Here is a 19,771-nt window from a genome sequence, read left to right as displayed (position 1 = left end):
CCCCGCGGGGGGGGGGGGGGGGGGGGGGGGGGGGCGGCGGGCCCCCCGCGGGTCGCGGGGGGGGGGGCCCCCCCCCCCCCCCCCCCCCCCGGCGGGGGCCCCCCCCCCGGGGGGGGGGGGGGCCCCCCCCCGGCGGTGGTCCCGCGAGCCGCGCGGGTTACTTCTTGCGGCGACGGCCGCCCGTGGCCTTCGCGGCCTTGCGGCGCTCCGCACGCGTCATCCCGGAGTCGTCACCGGACTCCGCGTCGAAGTCGCCCTCGACGACACCGCCCTCGCCGTCCACCGTGGGAGCGGAGAAGTGCAGCCGGTCCGGCCGCTGCGGGGCGTCCAGACCCTTCGCCCGGATCTCCGGCTTGACCAGCGACGGACCGGAGTCCGAGACCAGGACCTCCTCGACCTGCTGCTCGACCTGGACCTCCAGGTTGAACAGGTAGCCGACGGACTCCTCCTTGATGCCCTCCTGCATGGCGTTGAACATGTCGAAGCCCTCGCGCTGGTACTCGACCAGCGGGTCCTTCTGGGCCATCGCCCGCAGGCCGATGCCCTCCTGCAGGTAGTCCATCTCGTACAGGTGCTCGCGCCACTTGCGGTCCAGCACCGACAGCACCACGCGGCGCTCCAGCTCGCGCATGATGTCGGAGCCGAGCGTGGCCTCGCGGGCCTCGTACTGCTCGTGGATGTCGTCCTTGACGGACTCCGCGATGAACTCGGCGGTGATGCCGGCGCGGTCGCCCGCGGCGTCCTCCAGCTCCTCCACCGTGACCTTGATCGGGTAGAGCTGCCGGAAGGCGGTCCACAGCCGGTCCAGGTCCCACTCCTCCGCGAACCCCTCGACCGTCTCGGCCGTGATGTACGCGTCGATCGTGTCGTCCATCATGTGCCGGATCTGCTCCTGGAGGTCTTCACCCTCCAGCACCCGGCGGCGCTCCTTGTAGATGACGGTGCGCTGGTTGTTCAGCACCTCGTCGTACTTCAGGACGTTCTTGCGCGTCTCGAAGTTCTGGGTCTCGACCTGCGACTGGGCCGAAGCGATGGCACGGGTGACCATCTTGTTCTCGATCGGCACGTCGTCCGGCACGTTCGCCATCGACATGACGCGCTCGACCATCTGCGCCTTGAACAGACGCATCAGGTCGTCGCCCAGCGACAGGTAGAAGCGGGACTCGCCCGGGTCGCCCTGACGGCCGGAACGGCCGCGCAGCTGGTTGTCGATGCGGCGCGACTCGTGGCGCTCGGTGCCCAGCACGTACAGCCCGCCGAGCTCCTTGACCTCCTCGAACTCCGCCTTCACCGCCGCCTCGGCCCGCGTGAGCGCCTCGGGAAGGGCGTGCGCCCACTCCTCGATGTGCTCCTCCGGGTCCAGACCGCGCTGGCGCAGCTCCGCCTCGGCGAGGTCGTCGGGGTTGCCGCCGAGCTTGATGTCGGTACCGCGGCCGGCCATGTTCGTGGCGACGGTGACGGCTCCGCGGCGGCCGGCCTGGGCGACGATCGTCGCCTCGCGGTCGTGCTGCTTCGCGTTCAGCACCTCGTGCGGGATGCCCCGCTTGGAGAGCTGCTGCGAGAGGTACTCGGACTTCTCGACCGACGTCGTACCGACGAGGATCGGCTGGCCCTTCTCGTGCTTCTCCGCGATGTCGTCGACGACGGCGGCGAACTTCGCGACCTCGGTGCGGTAGATCAGGTCCGCCTGGTCCTTGCGGACCATGTCGCGGTTGGTCGGGATCGGGACGACACCGAGCTTGTAGATCTGGTGGAACTCGGCGGCCTCGGTCATGGCCGTACCGGTCATGCCCGAAAGCTTCGAGTACAGGCGGAAGAAGTTCTGGAGGGTGATCGTGGCGAGGGTCTGGTTCTCGTCCTTGATGTCCACCCCTTCCTTCGCCTCGATCGCCTGGTGCATGCCCTCGTTGTAGCGCCGGCCCGCGAGGATGCGGCCGGTGTGCTCGTCGACGATCATGACTTCGCCGTCGATGACGACGTAGTCCTTGTCGACCTTGAACAGTTCCTTGGCCTTGATCGCGTTGTTGAGGTAACCGACGAGCGGGGTGTTCACCGACTCGTAGAGGTTCTCGATGCCGAGCCAGTCCTCGACCTTGGCGACACCGGTCTCGTGGATGCCGACGGTGCGCTTCTTCTCGTCGACCTCGTAGTCGCCGGTCTCCTCGATGCCCTTGAGGGGCTGACCGGGCTCGCCCTTGGTCAGGCGCGTGACCAGCTTCGCGAAGTCCGCGTACCACTTGGTGGCCTGGTCGGCCGGGCCCGAGATGATCAGCGGGGTGCGGGCCTCGTCGACGAGGATCGAGTCGACCTCGTCGACCACGGCGAAGTTGTGGCCGCGCTGGACGAGCTCCTCCTGCGACCACGCCATGTTGTCGCGGAGGTAGTCGAAGCCGAACTCGTTGTTCGTGCCGTACGTGATGTCGCTCGCGTACTGCTCGCGGCGCTGCGCCGGCGACATGTTCGCGAGGATGCACCCGACCTCCAGGCCGAGGAACTTGTGCACCCGGCCCATCATCTCGGAGTCGCGCTCGGCGAGGTAGTCGTTCACCGTGATCAGGTGGACGCCCTTGCCGGACAGCGCGTTCAGGTACGCCGGGAGCGTGCCGACGAGGGTCTTGCCCTCACCGGTCTTCATCTCGGCGACGTAACCGAGGTGCAGGGCGGCGCCGCCCATGATCTGGACGTCGTAGTGACGCTGGCCGAGGACGCGCTTCGCGGCCTCGCGGACCGTCGCGAAGGCCTCGGGCAGCAGGTCGTCCAGGCTCTCGCCGTCCTGGAAGCGCTGCTTGTACTCGTCCGTGAGCGCACGCAAGTCGGCGTCGGAGAGGTTGACGAAGTCCTCTTCGATGGAGTTGACCTGGTCCGCGATGCGGTGCAGTTTTTTGAGGATCTTGCCTTCGCCTGCACGCATGAGCTTGTTGAAGACGGACACCGAGGTTTGTCTCCTTGCCGGTCGGGCCTGGCACTGTTTTCGTGCACGGGCACGGAGGGTGGGCCCCACCGCAACGGCCATCGTAAGCGAGGACGCGGTCGCGTCGGGAGGCCCGCACTGCCGCGGGGCTGGACTGCCCGGAAATGAGAACGTGCGAGGGGCACCGAAGGTGCCGGTATGGGCGGCCCCACTTCGGGAATCCGTTTCTCCCCGGCCGTCCTCCCAGAGCAGAATCCCCGCATGGAACCAATCACCCTGACCACCGGGCGCCTCGTCCTGCGACCGCTCGACGCCTCGGACACGGACGAGGTGTACGAGGCCCTGCAGGACCCCGCCATCCAGCGCTGGATACCGGTCGCCGTCCCGTACGAGCGCACGCACGCGGAGGCCTTCACCACCCGGGTCCCCGGCGGGGAGAACGGCTCCGAGTACAACTTCGGGGTCCGCCTCGGCGCCGACGGACCCCTGGTCGCCTGCATCGGGCTGGGCCCCCGGGGCGACAACGCGCACGAGCTCGGCTACTGGACCGTCGCCGCGCACCGGGGCCGCGGCTACCTGCCCGAGGCACTGCCCGCCGTCCTGCGCTGGGCCTTCACCGAGCTCGGCTGCGTACGGATGATCTGGCGCGCCGCGGTCGGCAACGACGCCTCCCGCCGGGTCGCCGAGAAGACCGGCTTCGTCATCGAGGGCGTCACGCGCGCGGGCATGGAACACCGCGGAACCCTGCGGGACTGCTGGACCGGCGCCCTGCTCCCCTCCGACCTCGCCCTGCCCTCCCGCCTCCCGTACCTTCCCTCCCCTGTCCGAGCCACCCCCTAGGGTTTCCGCCATGACGACCCCGCCCCGCCCCGTCCTGTCCCTCACCGCCGACGAGGCCCGCCGCATCGCCCTGCGCGCGCAGGGCTTCCTGGGTGCGCCGGACCGGCGCGGTGGTGTCCGCGGCGTCCTGCGCCACCTGGGCGCCGTCCAGCTCGACACCATCTCGGTACTGGCCCGCTCCCACGAGCTCGTCCCGTACGCGCGGCTCGGCGCGGTCGGACGCTCCGCGGTCGAAGCCTCGTACTGGACGGAGAACCACGCCTTCGAGTACTGGTCGCACGCGGCCTGCATCCTGCCGATCGAGGAATGGCCGCACTTCGCCTTCCGCCGCCGGGAGCGCAAGGCCCGCGGCCACCGCTGGCACGTCCTGGCCGACAAGGACCGCTCGACGAAGACGGTCCTGGACCGCCTCGCCGCCGAAGGCCCCCTCACCTCCACCGAGCTGGGCGGCGCCAAGAACGGCGGCGAGTGGTTCGAATGGTCCGAGACCAAGATCGCGGTGGAGTGGCTCCTCGACATCGGCGAGGTCGTCTGCACCGAGCGCCGCGGCTGGAAGCGGGTCTACGACCTCCCCGAGCGCGCGGTCCCCTCCGCCCTGCTCCACGACGGCCTGGACGACCGCGAGTGCAAGCGCCGGCTGGTGGCCCTCGCCGGGCAGTCCCTGGGCGTGGGCACCCGCTCCGACATCGCGGACTACCACCGGCTCAAGAACCAGGACTTCGACGCGGTGGTCGAGGACGCCGGCCTGGTCCCGGTCGAGGTGGAGGGCTGGGGCAAACCGGCCTGGGCGGACCCCTCGGCCCTGTCCCCGCTCCCCCGGGGCCGCCACCGCACGACCTTGCTCTCCCCCTTCGACTCCCTGGTCTGGGAGCGCCCGCGCACGGAGCGGATCTTCGGCTTCACCCACCGCCTGGAGGCCTACGTGCCCAAGCCCCAGCGGATCCACGGCTACTTCGCGATGCCCCTGCTGGCCGGAGGCCGCCTCCAGGGCCGCGTGGACCCGGCCCGCGAAGGCACCACCCTGGTGGCCCGCCAGCTCTCCCTGACCACCCCCAAGGCAGCCCGCCCCATGGCCGAAGCCCTCCAAGAAGCCGCCACCTGGGTGGGCTGCGACACCGTCCGCATCGACCGCGCAACGTCCCCCGCGGAAGCAGCAGCGGTAACGGCGGAACTCGCCACCCTCTGAATCCCCAACGCCGCACGGCACTTGGGGCCCGGCCGCAGCAATTCCAGCCGTCCGGCGCTTGAGGACCGGGGTCTGGGGCGGAGCCCCAGAAGGGCTCCGGGCGGGCGGAGCCCGGGGCCACTCCCAGCCCCGCCGGCGTTTGAGGCGCGGGGTCCGGGCAGCGCCCGGGGAACGGTGGAAGGGCGGGTAGGGGACTCCGCCCCGCAGGGCCGACCACCCGCACCCGGCACGGGAACGGGACCGACCCGAGCCGACAACCCGGCCCCGCCCCTACCGGATCTCGAGGATCTTCTCCCGCATCGCGTACACCACCGCTTCCATCCTGGAGTGCAACTGCAGCTTCTCCAGAATGTTCCGCACGTGGTTCTTCACCGTGTTCTCGGAGATGAACAACTCCTTCGCGATATCGCGGTTGTTCATCCCGGTGGCCACCAGCTTCAGGACCTCGAGCTCCCGATCCGTCAGCCGCGGCGCCGGCAGCAACCGCCGCTCGTCCGTCCGCTGGATCATCGACTTGAATTCCGTCAGCAGCTTCGAAGCCATCGAAGGACTGATCTGCGACTGCCCGTCCGCCACCGCGCGGATCGCCGTCGCGACCTCGTCCGTGGAGATCTCCTTCAGCAGGTACCCGGTGGCCCCCGCCTTGATCGCGTCGTAGAGGTCCGCCTCCTCGTCGCTGATCGTCAGCATGATGATCTTCGCGGAGGGCGCCACCTCCTTGATCGAGGTGCACGCCTCGATCCCGCCGCGCCGCGGCATCCGCACGTCCATCAGGATGATGTCGGGCAGCAGGTCAGCCGCCTTGTCCACGGCCTCCGCCCCGTCACCCGCCTCGCCGACGACCTGGATGTCCTCCTCCTGCGCGAGGACGATCTCCAGCCCGCGCCGGAACAGCGCATGGTCGTCCACCACGAGCACCCGGATCGGCTCTGCCACCCGGTCCTCCTCACGGCAGCCCGCACCGTTGTCGTCGCGCACCGGCCCGAAGCTGTCGGCCATCGTTCCTCCCCCTGCACCACGGTGCTGAGCTGCTGGGTCAATCCGACGAGAGCGGCCGCCGGCTGACTGCCCGACATGATTCCATGCCCGCGTAACCGAACGGGGGCCGACGATTACAGGCCGACGCATACCGGCCAACGTTTCGGAGCCGTCACCTCACACGAGTGCCCCCGCGCCCGCCTGGGCGAACGCGGGGGCACCACACTGGCACCGCACGGACCTCCGGATCCAGCCCGGAATCAGTCCTGAATCAGTCCGTGATCAGCGGCTCAGCCTCCGAGCGCGCCACCCGCGCCCGCGCCGTCGAGCTCACCGGAGCTGGAGGCGGCGTCGGAGGCGTCGAGGTGGATCACGCCGTAGTCGTAACCGTGGCGCCGGTAGACGACGCTCGGCATCTTGGTGTCGGAATCGACGAACAGGTAGAAGTCGTGACCGACCAGTTCCATCTCGTACAGGGCCTGGTCGAGCGACATGGGTGCGGCCGAGTGGGTCTTCTCGCGGACGACGAGCGGGCCGTCGCCCTGCACTTCCAGCGATCCGATCCGCGTGGTCGGAATCGCGTCCGTCTTCTCGCCGTTGACCGGCTCGCCGTTGCCGTTGAGAGTGGCGGCGTTCGGGACCACGTCGGCGACCTCGGCCGCCGAGATCCGTCCCGCACCGCGCCGCGTGTAGCGCTTGTCGTGCTGCTTGCGCAGCCGGGCCTCCAGCTTGTCCTGAGCGAGGTCGAGCGCCGCGTACGCGTCGGCGGCGGAAGCCTCGGCACGAATCACCGGGCCCCGCGAACGCAGGGTGATCTCCACGCGGTCGGAACGGTCGGCCTGCCGCGGGTTGTGCTCCTTGGACACCTCGACGTCCAAGCTGATCACCTTCGCGTCGAGCTTCTGGATCCGCTCCGGATTCAGCTTCTCGGCCACGTGCTTGCGGAACCGGTCGGGCACCTCGGTCTTACGGCCCTTGACGACGATGTCCACGCAGAACTCCGTTCCCGGATAGCTCCGCCTCAGGGGCGAAGCGTCTCCCTTTCGCACCAGACCCCGGTGAACACCGGAGCCTCGGACTTGGCGACTTCCACCTCCTCCTCCCCCATCGGCAAGATCTACACCCCACCGACTTCGGAGTCGAGGGACAACCTCTGACACGAAGGTTCCGAAAACGTACAGACGCTCGAAACGCGCGCTCCGATGCGTGGGGCCCAAGGTTCGCCAATTCCTTACAACCGAACATATCCCTCTATGCCGGTTGTCGGCACCCGCTACCGGAACGTACCTCCGTTCAGGTGGTCGTTCCCTCTTACTACCTGCAACGATGCGCCTTCCCTTCCAGTTCCAAATCTATTCACGGGTTTTTTGCGCTGTTCGAGTTGCCCCCGTGCCGGGGCGCACGAAGGAGTCGGCCGGCGCGGCCACCACGGCAGCCGCCAGAACCGCCCCGGACGCCCCGCCCGGCACCCCGATCCCGGCCGCGCGCAGCGCCCGCGCGGCCTCCACCAGGGTGGATCCGGTGGTGACGAGGTCGTCCACGATGACGATCCGGGCCGCACCCGCCGCCGCCCGCAGGGCGCCCGGCCGCGCCTCCAGGGCGCCCGCGAGGTTCTCCCGGCGCTGCGCCGCCCCCAGGCCCGCCTGGTCGGCCACCGCCCGCCGCAGCCGCAGTACGGGCACCACGCGCGCGGGCACGCCCTCCCGCCGCAGCCGCGCCGAGGCGGCCAGGGCGATCCTGCGCGCCGGATCGTGCCCGCGCGCCCGCACCCGGTGCCGCGCGGAGGGCACCGGAACCAGGGCCACGCCCCGTCCCCCGGCCCCCTCGGCTCCGTCCGTCCCGCCCGCGCGGACCGCCGCCGCCAGGGCGGCGCCGAGGACGGCGGCCAGCGGCAGCGCCCCGCGCTCCTTGTGGGCCAGTACGACGGCCCGTACGGCCTCCCGGTACGCGGTGGCCGCATGGACCTCGGGCAGCCCCGCCGGGCTCGGAGACGGCCGTACCGGGCCCGCCCCGGCCCCGCCGAGCGCCGACCGGCAGGCTCCGCACAGCACCGCGTGCCCGGCGCCGCAGCCGGCGCAGCCGGCCGGCAGCACCAGCCCGGCCAGCTCACCGGCGAGCACCCGCCACCACTCCCGCATGGCGTCCACCCTGCCGGGCCCGGGGGGTGCTCCACCAGCCCTGTGGACAACCGCCGGGGCCCGGCTCACCCGCGGACGGGCCGCGGGCCCGCCGCCGTCAGCCCGGGTAGACCGGGGCCCGGCCGCCGGCCACCACGGTGCGCCACTGCGCCCCCGGCGGCAGCCAGACGATGCCGTCCTCCTGGGACTCGGCGACCACCGGTTTCTTCTCGTCCTCGCTCGCCGCCACCGCCACCAGCCCGGTCGCCCCGGGCAGCCCGGCTCCGACCATCGAGCCGTCGGCCAGCAGGTAGCGGGCCTGTACGACCATGCCGCTCTCCCGGCCCACCACCAGCAGCCGGCCCCGCGGCGCCCAGCTCATCGCCGCCACGTCCGCCAGCTGCGGCGCGGCCGGCCGCAGCTCGCGCACCGAGACGGCGGAGACGTCGCCCTTCGCGTCGGGCCGCTCGATCCGCCCGTTGTACAGGTACTTGCGGCTCTCCCGCTGCACCAGGAGCGCGATCCGCACCCCGTCGGGGGAGGCCTTCAGCCCCGTGATCCGCCCGCCGGCCAGCCCGGACACCTCGACCCGTTCGGGGGTCCCGGTGCCGCCGGGCAGCCGCCACAGGGTCGGGTCCTGCGGGTCGGGGTCCGCGACCCACAGGTCGCCCGCCGCGTCCCAGGTCGGGGTGGTGAGCCCGTTGGGCTTGGCCCCCTTGCCGGTCAGCAGGGGCGGCGGCATCGCGCCGGCGGTGGTCAGGTTGACGACGTACAGTCCGTGCCCGTCCTCGGAGACGACCGCGGCACGCTTCTCGTCGTAGGACACGGCGGCGGTGCCCACCTTGAAGGCCGGGTTCCCGGACAGCGGCCCGGGGACCGGTGACGGCGGGTCCTGCTGGTCCTCGCGGTTGGGGTCCAGGTTCAGCCGCTGCAGCCGGTTCTCGGCGTCCACGTAGTACTGGTGGCCGGGCGAGGGCGGCCGGTTCGCGAGCACGGCCGCGGCCGCCTCGGACACCTGGCAGCGCGTGGTGCCGTCGGAGCGCACCACGTCGACCCGGTCGACCCGGGAACCCGTCAGATCCTTGACGGTGTAGAGGAGTTGGGTGGCCATCCGCTGGCACTGCGCCTCGTCGACGTCGTCGGCGTTCTTGTTCAGCGGCACGCGCAGCGCGTTCTGACCGTCGATCGAGAGGGACTTGGTGCCTTCGCGCAGTTCCGTACCGGTCGGGAAGCTCGAAGTGACCACCGGGCCGAGCCACTTGGAGGGGCCGTCCAGCAGCGAGGTGACGGTCTGGGTGGTGGGGTCCATCCGCGAGTCGGGGTCGCTGCGCTGGCGCACGTAGACGGGGTCGGCGACGAGCGTCGAGCCCGCGAAGTAGTACTTGTTGACCGGCCGGTAGATGCGCTGGAAGTCGGACTCGCTGAGCACCAGGCTGCTGGGCGGGGTCGCGATCCGCCAGTGCTTGTCCTCCTGCGTGAGCTGGAGGAACTCCTCGTAGCGCCGGTCGCCGGTCTCCGGCTGGTACGCGCTGCGCTCGTCCACCGTGGCCAGCAGCTTGCCCGCGATCTTGAACCGGGGGGCCGCTGGGTCCTTCTCGCCCTGCACGGAGAACCGGTCGAGGCCGGAGGAGAGCACGGTGACCGCCGAGCCGGGGTTCCACTTCTCCGCAGCGTCCTTGGTGAGGTACTTGCGGGCGGTCTGCAGATGCGGATCGTCGCTGGTCATGGCCTCCAGGAAGCCGTCGACGATCTCCTGCGGGCTGGCCTTGTCGTCCGGCGGCACGCCGAAGACGCGGACCTGGGAGTCCACGCCCTGGGAGGCCTCCACGGGACGGATCTCACCGTGGTCGGGCATGGAGGCGCAGCCGGCGAGCAGCAGCCCGGCCGCGCCGAGGGCGCAGGCCCTGAGGGCGCGCGGCAGGCGCCGGCGCGGCCGGCCCGGCTCAGCGCCCATGCGATCCGCCCGCTCCGCCCGCTGCACCCGCTCCGCCGGTTCCACCGCTGCCACCCTCTCGGTCGGTTGCTCCCGCCGTCCCGCCGGACCCGGGCCGCGCGTTCGCCGCCCCGCCCCCGGAACCGTTCGCCTGCTCCGCGGGCCTCGCCCCGTCCGCCGGCCGCGCCACGTCCGCCGGCCGGGTCACGACCCGCGCCCCGCTGCCCGGCAACGCCGTCGGGTCGGCCGGTACGGGCAGCGCACCCGCGACCGGCGACCTCGGCGGTATCGGCGACCGGTCGGCCCGCTCCGCCTGCTGCGCCCGCTGCCCGGCCGCCGTGGAGCCCTCCGCGGCCTCCGCCACGGCCCGGGCCCGGTTGCCCCGGGAGTCCTCGGGCTCCAGCGGGATCGGCGATCCGCGCAGCGGCTCGTCGGCGGTGCGCGGCAGCGTCAGGCGGAACTGCGAGCCGCCGCCGGGCTCGCCCCACGCCTGGAGCCAGCCCCCGTGCAGCCGGGCGTCCTCGACGGCGATGGACAGGCCGAGGCCGGTACCGCCGGTGGTGCGCGCCCGCGCCGGGTCGGCGCGCCAGAAGCGGTTGAAGACACGGGTGGCCTCGCCGGGCTTGAGCCCGACCCCGTAGTCCCGTACGGCCACGGCGACGGCCCCGCCCGCCGAGGCCAGCCGGACCACCACGTCGCGGCCCTCGCCGTGCTCGACGGCGTTGACGACCAGGTTGCGCAGGACCCGCTCCACGCGCCGGGCGTCGGCCTCGGCTATCACCGGCTGGGTGTCCCCGAGGACGCGGATCCGGGTGTTCTTGTGCTCGGCGAGCGGCTCGGCCGCGTCGATGACCCGGCGTACGACGTCCCGCAGGTCGATCGGCTCCGCCTCCAGGGCGGCCGCGCCCGCGTCGAACCGGCTGATCTCCAGCAGGTCGGCGAGGAGCGACTCGAAGCGGTCGAGCTGTCCGGCGAGGAGCTCGGCGGAGCGGGCGGTGACCGGGTCGAAGTCGGCGCGGGCGTCATGGATGACATCGGCCGCCATCCGTACCGTCGTGAGCGGGGTGCGCAGCTCGTGGGAGACGTCCGAGACGAAGCGGCGCTGGAGCCGGGAGAGGTCCTCCAGCTGCTGGATCTTGTTCTGGAGGGTCTGGGCCATCTTGTTGAAGGCCTCGCCCAGGCGGGCGATGTCGTCCTCGCCGGTGACCTTCATCCGCTCCTGGAGCCGCCCGGCCGAGAGCCGCTCGGCGATCCCCGCGGCCATCCGGACGGGGGTGACGACCTGGCGCACGACCAGCCAGGCGATCCCGCCGAGGAGGACCACGACGAAGAGCCCGGCGGTGGCGATGGTGACCTTGACCAGGTTGAGGGACTCCTCCTCCTGGGTCAGCGGGAAGAGGTAGTACAGGTCGTACGGGTCGCCGTTGATGTCGGTGAGCCGCTTGCCGATCACGAGCGCGGGCTCGGGCAGCTTGTCCCCGGCGTCGGTGTAGCGGATCTGCGAGAAGGTCTTGAAGGCGCCCGTCGCGTGGTTGACGTTGCGCCGCAGCCCCAGCGGGACGCTCGCGGTCGGGTCCACGTTGCCGGAGGCGCGGGCTCCGCGGACGCCGACGGCGCCCCGGCCGGCCGGCTGTTCGTCGCCGGTTCCGGTGCCGGCGCCCAGCGCCGCCACCTCGAAGGCGCTCTGCCCGCCACTGGCGAGCTGTTTGACCAGGGAGTTCATCCAGGTACTGGCGTCCCGGCCGACCTTGTTGTCGGAGGCGTCGGGCCCGTCCGCCGTATAGGGCGTGTTGGCCTTCTCCTGTGCGACCGCGAAGCCGCCCGCGGCCTGGCTCTGCGCGGCCTCCTCCTTGGCGTCGAGGAGGCCCTTGCTGACCTGCGCGATGACCACGAACCCGAGGGCGAGGACCACGGCGAGGGAGATCAGCAGGGTCGCGGCGACCACCCGGAGCTGGATGTTGCGCCGCCACAGCCGGACAGCCGGAAGCAGCGGCCGGCGCACGAGGCGTACGAACAGCCGCAGCACGGGGCCGCCGGCGACTCCGTCACGGAGCAGCCGGCCGCCCCGCAGCGCTCCCCAGCGGGAGCGGCCACGGGGCTTGCCGGGTGTCATGTCAGCTCGGTCCGGCCTTGTAGCCGACCCCGCGCACGGTCACGACGATCTCGGGGCGCTCCGGGTCCTTCTCGACCTTGGAGCGCAGTCGCTGGACGTGCACGTTGACCAGGCGGGTGTCGGCCGCGTGGCGGTAGCCCCAGACCTGTTCCAGCAGGACCTCGCGGGTGAAGACCTGCCAGGGCTTGCGGGCGAGCGCGACCAGCAGGTCGAACTCCAGGGGGGTCAGGGCGATCGAGGCGCCCTCCCGCTTGACCGAGTGCCCGGCCACGTCGATGACCAGGTCACCGATGGTCAGCTGCTCGGGCGCGGGCTCCTCCGAGCGGCGCAGGCGGGCCCGGATGCGGGCCACCAGCTCCTTCGGCTTGAACGGCTTGACGATGTAGTCGTCGGCCCCGGACTCCAGGCCCACGACCACGTCCACGGTGTCGCTCTTGGCGGTGAGCATGACGATCGGTACGCCCGACTCGGCGCGGATCAGCCTGCACACCTCTATGCCGTCCCTACCGGGCAGCATGAGGTCGAGCAGCACGAGATCCGGCTTCGCCTCCCGGAAGGCAGCCAGTGCCTTGTCGCCGTCCGCTACGAACGACGGCTCAAAACCTTCTCCACGCAGCACAATGCCGAGCATCTCGGCCAGCGCGGTGTCGTCGTCGACGACAAGGACGCGTCCCTTCATGGTTGACATCATCCCATTAGCTAATCGTTACCCGGCGGTGAGCTGTCCCACAGCCAAAGGGGCTGGAAATAGTCCCTCGGACCTGCGTGGAGATCAGGGCGCCCAGTGTGCCCCGGATCCGGCCGCCATACGAAGGCGCGAAGGTCCCGGTCTCCAAGAGACCCCTGGTCCGTTCGGGACGGCTGGTCCGTTCGAGGTTGTCACATGGCACGATGGCAGCCGGACCAAGCGCCCCCGCACCCCGCGGTGCACGTGAAGGAGCGACGATGAACGACTCTCCGGGCTGGGCTACGCCCGGATCCTCCCCGTCCGACGGTGAGGGCTCCCCCGGTACGCAGCCGCCCGCGGGCGGACCGGCCGGATCCGGCGACTCCAAGTGGTCCGCCGAGCAGCCGCCCCCCGGACAGTGGTCGAGCCCGGCCGGTCCGGCCGCCGGCCAGGCCCCCGGCCAGACCCCGTCCCACCCGCAGCAGCAGCCGCCCGCGGCTCCGCAGCCGGGCACGGGCTGGGGTTCGTACGGCAACGGCCACCCCGGCCCCGGCGGCTGGGGCACCCAGGCGCAGTCCGTGAAGCCCGGTGTGATCCCGCTGCGGCCCCTCGGCATCGGCGAGATCCTCGACGGGGCCGTCACCACCATGCGCAAGCACTGGCGCGCGGTGCTCCCGATCACCCTGGCCGTGGCCGTCCTCGTCCAGCTGGCGACCGTGCTCCTGCAGAAGTACGCGTTCAGTGACGTCGTACTGGACCAGTCGAGCGACGCGCCCCTGGACGAGCAGATCAACGCCCTCGGTTCCTTCGTGGGCGTGTCCGCCGCCGACGGGTTCCTCCAGCTCATCGCCTCCATCGTGGCCACCGCGATGCTCACCATGATCTTCAGCCGGGCGGTGCTCGGGCACGGCTCCTCCGTCGGCGCCGCCTGGCGCGAGGCCCGCCCCCAGCTGGCCCGGCTCTTCGGCCTGACCCTCCTGCTGGGCCTCGGCTCGGCCGTCGTCTTCGCCGTACTGGTCCTGCCCGGCGCCCTCGCCGGGCAGCCCGGCCTCGCCGTCCTCGGCGGTCTCGTCGCCTTCGGCCTGATCCTGTGGCTCTGGATCCGGTTCGCCCTCGCCTCGCCCGCCCTGATGCTGGAGAAGGCGACGATCCGCACGTCCCTCGTCCGCTCCTCGAAGCTGGTCAAGGGCTCCTGGTGGCGGATCTTCGGCATCACCGTGCTGACGGGCATCATCACGACCTTCGTCGCGGGCCTCATCGTCCTCCCGCTCACCATGGTGGGCGGCCTGGTGTTCGGCGGCGGCCTCGAAGGCATGGCCGAGGGCACCGGGCCCACGAGCTGGGGCTACCTGATCATGACGGCCATCGGCGGGGTCATCGCACTGGCGATCACCATGCCGATCCAGGCCGGCGTCACGGTCCTCCTCTACATCGACCAGCGCATCCGCCGCGAGGCCCTGGACCTGGAACTGGCCCGGGCGGCGGGCATCGAGAACTACGGCACGACCACGCCGCCGACCGGAGGCTGACGCGGGAATGAGGAGCACGGGGGGCCTGCTCACCCAGACACCACCACCCACCCCACCCATCACCATCGGCCGCGAGGCCGCCCGCGAGGCGGCCCGCGACGAGCTGTCCAAGCCCGCGTACCACGAGAACGACCCGGGGCTGTTCCAAAGGGCCCTGAACCGCCTCTGGGAGTGGGTGGGGGACCTCTTCGACCGTGCCTCCGGCGCGACCCCCGGCGGCACGCTGGGCCTCCTCGCCATCGCCGCCTTCGCCGTCCTCGTCGCCGCCGCCCTGTGGTGGCGCCTGGGCGCCCCCGGCCGTACGGCCTCCCGCGCCGCCGGCACCCTCTTCGACGACGGCATCCGCAGCGCGGCGGACCACCGCGCCACCGCCGAGGCACTGGCCGGCGAGGGCCGCTGGAGCGAAGCCGTCCAGGAGCGGATGCGCGCCGTGGTCCGCTCCCTGGAGGAGCGCACCCTCCTCGACCCCCGCCCGGGCCGCACCGCCGACGAGGCGGCCGCCGAAGCCGCCGTCTCCCTCCCCACCCACGCCCAGGCCCTCCACACGGCAGCCCGCACCTTCGACGACGTCACCTACGGCGCCCACCCGGCCACCCCCGAGATGTACGCCACCCTCACCACCCTGGACCAGGCCCTGTCCCACACCAAGCCCCTCCTGACAGGCCCCACCCCATGACCCCGAACCCCGCGAACCCAAACCCCCCAGCCGGTCCCACACCCCCGCCCCCCGGCACGACCCCGACCACGGGCGCAGCCCCGACCCCCGGCACGGGCGCAGACCCGGGCACCGGCGCGGGCGCAGCCCCGAGCGCCGACGCGGGCGCAGCCCCGACCCGCGGCACGGGCGCAGACCCGGGCACCGGCGCGGGCGCAGCCCCGACCCCCGGCGCGGGCGCAGCCCCGACCCGCGGCACGGGCGCAGCCCCGAGCGCCGGCGCGGGCGCAGCCCCGCCCCCCGGCCTCCCGGCGCCGGGCGCAGCCCCGGCCGCGGACGCCCCTGGCACGGGTGGAGCCCCGGCCCGCCGGGACGGCGGCGGTGCATCCCCCGGTTCCCCGGTCCACGCGGCGGTGCCCGGCGCGCCCCGCACCGCCCCGGCGGAGGCGTACGCCGGAGCTCCCGCCACGGCGCCCGGTGGCCCCGCGGCCCTCCCCCGTACCACCGCCGGAGGCGCAGGCGGGCCCGCCACCCCGCCCCGTACGACCGCCGGAGGCACATCGCCGCGGGACATCTGGACCCGCTCCCGCGGGTTCCTCGTCGCGTTCGCGGTGCTCCTCGCCGCCGGGCTGGGCCTCGCCGCGCTGAGTTCCGGCGCCCGGCACGGCTACCTCGACCCCCGCTCCGCCGACCCCTACGGCAGCCAGGCCGTGGCCGAGCTGCTCAAGGCCCGCGGGGTCACCACCCGGGTCGTCACCACCGCCGAGGAGGCCGCCGACGCCGCCGGCCCGGATGCGACCCTGCTGGTCACCGACCCCGACCGGCTCGGCGAGACCCAGCTCCGCTCCGTCCGGTCGGCGATCGACCTCTCCGGCGGCCGGACCGTCCTGCTCGCCCCGAGCACCCTCAGCCTCCCCGCCCTCGCCCCCGGCACCCGCACCGACGGCGACGGCGACGCCCCGGACACGGACCTCGCCCCGGGCACCGCCTGCACCCTCCCCGCCGCCACCACCGCGGGCCGCGCAGCCACCGGCGGCGGACACCGCTACACGGCCACCACCCCCGGAGCCGCCGGCTGCTACCCCAGCTCCGGCCACCCCACGCTCCTCGTCCTGCCCACCGGCGTCCCCGGCGGCGACACCGTCCTCCTCGGCTCCGAGGACGTCTTCCTCAACAAGAACCTCGCCGCCGAAGGCAACGCCTCCCTCGCGCTCCAGCTCCTCGGCTCCCGCCCGCACCTCGTCTGGTACCTGCCGTCCCTCGCCGACGGCGACCCCGACGCCGCGGGCACCGGCGAGGGGCAGGACTTCTTCGACCTGATCCCTGCCGGCTGGAGCTGGGCCCTGCTCCAGCTCTTCCTCGCCGCCGCCGTCGCCGCCCTCTGGCGCGCCCGCCGGCTCGGCCCGCTCGTCACCGAGCACCTGCCCGTCCTGATCCGCGCCTCCGAGGCCACCGAGGGCCGCGCCCGCCTGTACCGCAAGGCCGACGCCCGCGACCGCGCGGCCACCGTGCTGCGCGCCGCCGCCCGCGAACGCCTCGCCGCGCTGGTCGGCGTACCGGCCGCCCGGGCCCACGACCCCGCCACCCTGGTCCCCGCCGTCGCGGCCCGCCTCACCGCCGGGCCGCCCCCGCACGCCCCGGACGCCCTGCTCTTCGGCACGGCCCCCACCACCGACGCGGCGCTCATCGCGCTCGCCGACCACCTCGACGCCCTCGAAAGGGAGGTCCGCACCTCATGACGGCCACCACGGACAGCGCCCGCTCCGCCCTGGAGGCGCTCCGCACCGAGATCGGCAAGGCCGTGGTCGGCCAGGACTCCGCCGTCACCGGTCTCGTCGTAGCCCTCCTCTGCCGCGGCCACGTCCTCCTCGAAGGCGTCCCCGGCGTCGCGAAGACCCTCCTCGTGCGGGCCCTGGCCGCCTCCCTCGAACTCGAAACCAAGCGCGTCCAGTTCACCCCCGACCTGATGCCGAGCGATGTCACCGGCTCCCTCGTCTACGACGCCCGCACCGCGGAGTTCTCCTTCCAGAACGGCCCGGTCTTCACCAACCTGCTCCTCGCCGACGAGATCAACCGCACGCCCCCCAAGACCCAGTCCTCCCTCCTCGAAGCGATGGAGGAGCGCCAGGTCACCGTCGACGGCACGCCCCGCAAGCTCCCGGAGCCGTTCCTCGTCGCCGCCACCATGAACCCGGTGGAGTACGAGGGCACGTACCCCCTCCCCGAGGCCCAGCTCGACCGTTTCCTCCTCAAGCTCACAGTCCCCCTCCCCTCCCGCGAGGACGAGATCGGCGTACTGACCCGCCACGCGGCCGGGTTCAACCCCCGCGACCTGCACTCCGCCGGCATCCGCCCGGTCGCCGGCCCCGCCGAACTGGACGCCGCCCGCAAGGCCGTCGAGGCCACCAGCGTCTCCCCGGAGATCACCGCGTACGTCGTCGACATCTGCCGCGCCACCCGCGAATCCCCCTCCCTCACCCTCGGCGTCTCCCCGCGCGGCGCCACCGCGCTGCTGGCCACCGCCCGCGCCTGGGCCTGGCTCGTGGGCCGTGACTACGTCACCCCGGACGACGTGAAGGCCCTCGCCCTGCCGACCCTGCGCCACCGCGTCCAACTGCGCCCCGAGGCCGAGATGGAGGGCGTGACGGCCGACGCGGTCATCACCGCGATCCTCACCCACGTCCCCGTCCCGCGCTGATGGCGTTCACCGGACGCGCCGCCCTGCTCGCGGCCCTCGGCAGCATCCCCGTCGGCCTCCTCGGCCCGAGCTGGGCGGGGATCCTCGCGGTCAACGCCCCCATCGCCCTGGCCTGCGCGGTCGACTACGCCCTCGCGGCGCCGGTCCGCCCGCTCCAACTGGCCCGCTCCGGCGACACCTCCGTCCGCCTCGGCGAATCCGCCGACGTCCACCTCACGATCACCAACCCCTCGCCCCGTACGCTCCGCGCCCGGATCCGCGACGCCTGGCCCCCGAGCAGCTGGGTCCCCGGCACCGAAGTCACGGACTCCCGCCACACCTTGACGGTTCCTCCGGGCGAACGCCGCCGCCTCACCACCCGCCTGCGGCCCACCCGCCGCGGCGACCGCCGGGCGGCCCGCGTCACGATCCGCTCGTACGGCCCGCTGGGCCTCCTGGCCCGTCAGGGCCATCACACCCTCCCCTGGACGGTCCGCGTCCTCCCCCCGTTCACCAGCCGCAAACACCTCCCCTCCCGCCTGGCCCGCCTGCGCGAACTCGACGGCCGAACCAGCGTCCTGACCCGCGGTGAGGGCACGGAGTTCGACAGCCTGCGTGACTACGTACCGGGCGACGACACCCGCTCCATCGACTGGCGGGCCACCGCCCGGCAGAACAAGGTCGCCGTCCGCACCTGGCGCCCGGAACGCGACCGCCACATCCTGATCTGTCTCGACACCGGCCGCACCGCGGCCGGCCGCGTCGGCGACGCCCCGCGCCTGGACTCGGCGATGGACGCGGCCCTGCTCCTGACCGCCCTGGCCACCCGCGCCGGCGACCGTGTGGACCTCCTGGCCCACGACCGCCGCCCCCGCGCCCAGGTCCAGGGCCGCTCGGCGGCCGACACCCTCCCCGCCTTCGTGAACGCGATGGCCACCCTCGAACCGGAACTGGTCGAGACGGACTCCCGCACCCTGGTCTCGACCATCCTGCGCAGCGCCCCGCGCCGCTCCCTGGTGGTCCTCCTGACCAGCCTGGACGCGGCCCCCGTCGAAGAGGGCCTGCTCCCGCTCCTCCCCCGCCTCACCCAGCGCCACACGGTCCTCCTGGCCTCGGTCGCCGACCCCCACGTCGCGGAAATGGCCGCGTCCCGCGGCACCCTGGACGCCGTCTACGAAGCCGCCGCGGGCACCCAGTCCCAGTCGGCCCGCCGCCGCACGGCCGAACAGCTCACCCCCCACGGCGTCCACGTGGTCGACGCCACCCCCGACACCCTGGCCCCCGCCCTGGCTGACGCCTACCTCGCCCTCAAGGCGGCCGGTCGCCTCTAGAGGGTTGTCCGACGGCTACGCTGGTCGTGCGCCCACCGGGAGGACCTCATGGCCGACTTCACCCCGGAGCAGATGCGCCGCATGCACGACTTCGCGGAGCAGCTCTCGGAGCTGGCCGAGCACCAGGAAGACCAGTGGAAGGTGCAGACGACCGACGGTCAGATCTCCCTCACGATGTTGAGCCCCACAGCTCCCCACGGGCTGAACGTGGTGCGGCTACGCCGTCAGATCGAGGCCCAGACACCCGAGGTCATGGCTCTCAACGACACCAACATGGGCGACCCGGTGACGGGCCTGACCAAGGTCCCCGACCTCATGGTGATCGCCGAGGAAGACACCGACGACACGGCCAAGGTCGTGAACTCCCGCGATGTCCTGATGGTGGTGGAGGTCGTCTCACGCACGAACTCCCTCACCGACATCCGCGACAAGCTCCACGACTACCCGAAGATGGGCGTCCCGCTCTACGTCGTTGTGGACCCCCGCAAGGACAAGAAGACCGCCACGGTGCACAGTGACCCCTCGGAAGGACCCGACGGCATCCGCTACCGGAAGAAGGTCCCGTACTCCTTCGGGGACACCGTCATCGCCGGCCGCTGGACGCTCGACACGAGCGGCCTCAAGAGCTACCCCGCCGACTGGTAAGTCCCGGCCGAGCCCACGTGGACCGGGGCGCCTAAAGGCCCGTGAACGCAGAAAAGCCCCGTACCGGTTTCCCGGTACGGGGCTTTCCACAATAATTGTTCGGCGGCGTCCTACTCTCCCACAGGGTCCCCCCTGCAGTACCATCGGCGCTGAAAGGCTTAGCTTCCGGGTTCGGAATGTAAACCGGGC

Annotated in this window: 15 protein-coding genes and 1 rRNA gene; 8 read left to right on the top strand and 8 right to left on the bottom strand. The window is 72.6% G+C overall.

Annotation, left to right across the window (positions count from 1 at the left end; genetic code table 11):
• Positions 1-157: 157 nt before the first annotated feature.
• Complete coding sequence (gene secA / locus ACIA8F_RS37035; RefSeq protein WP_399385432.1) at positions 158-2,932, bottom strand: preprotein translocase subunit SecA; 2,775 nt, start codon at positions 2,930-2,932, stop codon at positions 158-160.
• Positions 2,933-3,172: 240 nt separating this feature from the next.
• Between secA and ACIA8F_RS37030 the strand changes: the two genes are divergently transcribed.
• Both ACIA8F_RS37030 and ACIA8F_RS37025 read left to right on the top strand, forming a co-directional pair.
• Positions 3,173-3,751 carry a GNAT family N-acetyltransferase gene (locus tag ACIA8F_RS37030; RefSeq protein WP_399385431.1) on the top strand — a complete coding sequence of 193 codons (579 nt, stop codon included), beginning with the start codon at positions 3,173-3,175 and terminating at the stop codon, positions 3,749-3,751.
• A 10-nt stretch (positions 3,752-3,761) separates the two neighbouring features.
• A complete protein-coding gene (locus tag ACIA8F_RS37025; protein ID WP_399385430.1) occupies positions 3,762-4,937 on the top strand; it encodes a winged helix-turn-helix domain-containing protein in 1,176 nt (391 codons plus the stop codon).
• Between the two features lie 270 nt (positions 4,938-5,207).
• On the opposite strand, the gene ACIA8F_RS37020 is transcribed toward ACIA8F_RS37025, so the two are convergent.
• From ACIA8F_RS37020 to mtrA, 6 genes are all read right to left on the bottom strand, one after another.
• Positions 5,208-5,936 (bottom strand): response regulator, encoded by a 729-nt coding sequence (locus tag ACIA8F_RS37020; protein ID WP_399385429.1) that lies wholly within the window; start codon positions 5,934-5,936, stop codon positions 5,208-5,210.
• Between the two features lie 269 nt (positions 5,937-6,205).
• Positions 6,206-6,907: a ribosome hibernation-promoting factor, HPF/YfiA family gene (gene hpf, locus ACIA8F_RS37015; protein WP_399385428.1), complete on the bottom strand. Its 702-nt coding sequence runs from the start codon at positions 6,905-6,907 to the stop codon at positions 6,206-6,208.
• Positions 6,908-7,267: 360 nt separating this feature from the next.
• On the bottom strand, positions 7,268-8,053 hold the full coding sequence (locus ACIA8F_RS37010; protein WP_399385427.1) for a ComF family protein: 786 nt from the start codon (positions 8,051-8,053) through the stop codon (positions 7,268-7,270).
• 97 nt (positions 8,054-8,150) lie between these two features.
• Positions 8,151-9,986 carry an LpqB family beta-propeller domain-containing protein gene (locus ACIA8F_RS37005; protein WP_399385426.1) on the bottom strand — a complete coding sequence of 612 codons (1,836 nt, stop codon included), beginning with the start codon at positions 9,984-9,986 and terminating at the stop codon, positions 8,151-8,153.
• A complete protein-coding gene (gene mtrB, locus ACIA8F_RS37000; RefSeq protein WP_399385425.1) occupies positions 9,976-12,078 on the bottom strand; it encodes an MtrAB system histidine kinase MtrB in 2,103 nt (700 codons plus the stop codon). The genes ACIA8F_RS37005 and mtrB overlap by 11 nt, the downstream gene beginning before the upstream one ends.
• A 1-nt stretch (position 12,079) precedes the next feature.
• Positions 12,080-12,769, bottom strand: a complete 690-nt coding sequence (gene mtrA, locus ACIA8F_RS36995) for a two-component system response regulator MtrA (protein ID WP_274552971.1) — start codon at positions 12,767-12,769, stop codon at positions 12,080-12,082.
• Between the two features lie 254 nt (positions 12,770-13,023).
• On the opposite strand from mtrA, the gene ACIA8F_RS36990 reads away from it, so the two are divergent.
• From ACIA8F_RS36990 to ACIA8F_RS36965, 6 genes are all read left to right on the top strand, one after another.
• Positions 13,024-14,274, top strand: coding sequence for a hypothetical protein (locus tag ACIA8F_RS36990; protein WP_399385424.1), 1,251 nt, complete (start codon positions 13,024-13,026; stop codon positions 14,272-14,274).
• Between the two features lie 7 nt (positions 14,275-14,281).
• Positions 14,282-14,950 carry a DUF4129 domain-containing protein gene (locus tag ACIA8F_RS36985; protein WP_399385423.1) on the top strand — a complete coding sequence of 223 codons (669 nt, stop codon included), beginning with the start codon at positions 14,282-14,284 and terminating at the stop codon, positions 14,948-14,950.
• Positions 14,951-15,342: 392 nt separating this feature from the next.
• Positions 15,343-16,668, top strand: a complete 1,326-nt coding sequence (locus tag ACIA8F_RS36980; RefSeq protein WP_399385422.1) for a DUF4350 domain-containing protein — start codon at positions 15,343-15,345, stop codon at positions 16,666-16,668.
• On the top strand, positions 16,665-17,627 hold the full coding sequence (locus ACIA8F_RS36975; protein WP_399385421.1) for an AAA family ATPase: 963 nt from the start codon (positions 16,665-16,667) through the stop codon (positions 17,625-17,627). The genes ACIA8F_RS36980 and ACIA8F_RS36975 overlap by 4 nt, the downstream gene beginning before the upstream one ends.
• Entirely contained in the window at positions 17,627-18,937 is a 1,311-nt protein-coding gene (locus ACIA8F_RS36970) for a DUF58 domain-containing protein (RefSeq protein WP_399385420.1), read from the top strand. The genes ACIA8F_RS36975 and ACIA8F_RS36970 overlap by 1 nt, the downstream gene beginning before the upstream one ends.
• Positions 18,938-18,985: 48 nt before the next feature.
• Complete coding sequence (locus ACIA8F_RS36965) at positions 18,986-19,582, top strand: Uma2 family endonuclease (RefSeq protein WP_399385419.1); 597 nt, start codon at positions 18,986-18,988, stop codon at positions 19,580-19,582.
• Positions 19,583-19,679: 97 nt separating this feature from the next.
• On the opposite strand, the gene rrf is transcribed toward ACIA8F_RS36965, so the two are convergent.
• Positions 19,680-19,771, bottom strand: a 5S ribosomal RNA gene (rrf, locus tag ACIA8F_RS36960); the annotation flags it as partial.

It is taken from the genome of Streptomyces sp. NPDC051563 (genome assembly GCF_044454225.1).
Classification (GTDB): Bacteria; Actinomycetota; Actinomycetes; order Streptomycetales; family Streptomycetaceae; genus Streptomyces.
This window is presented reverse-complemented; position numbering and strand designations above follow the sequence as displayed.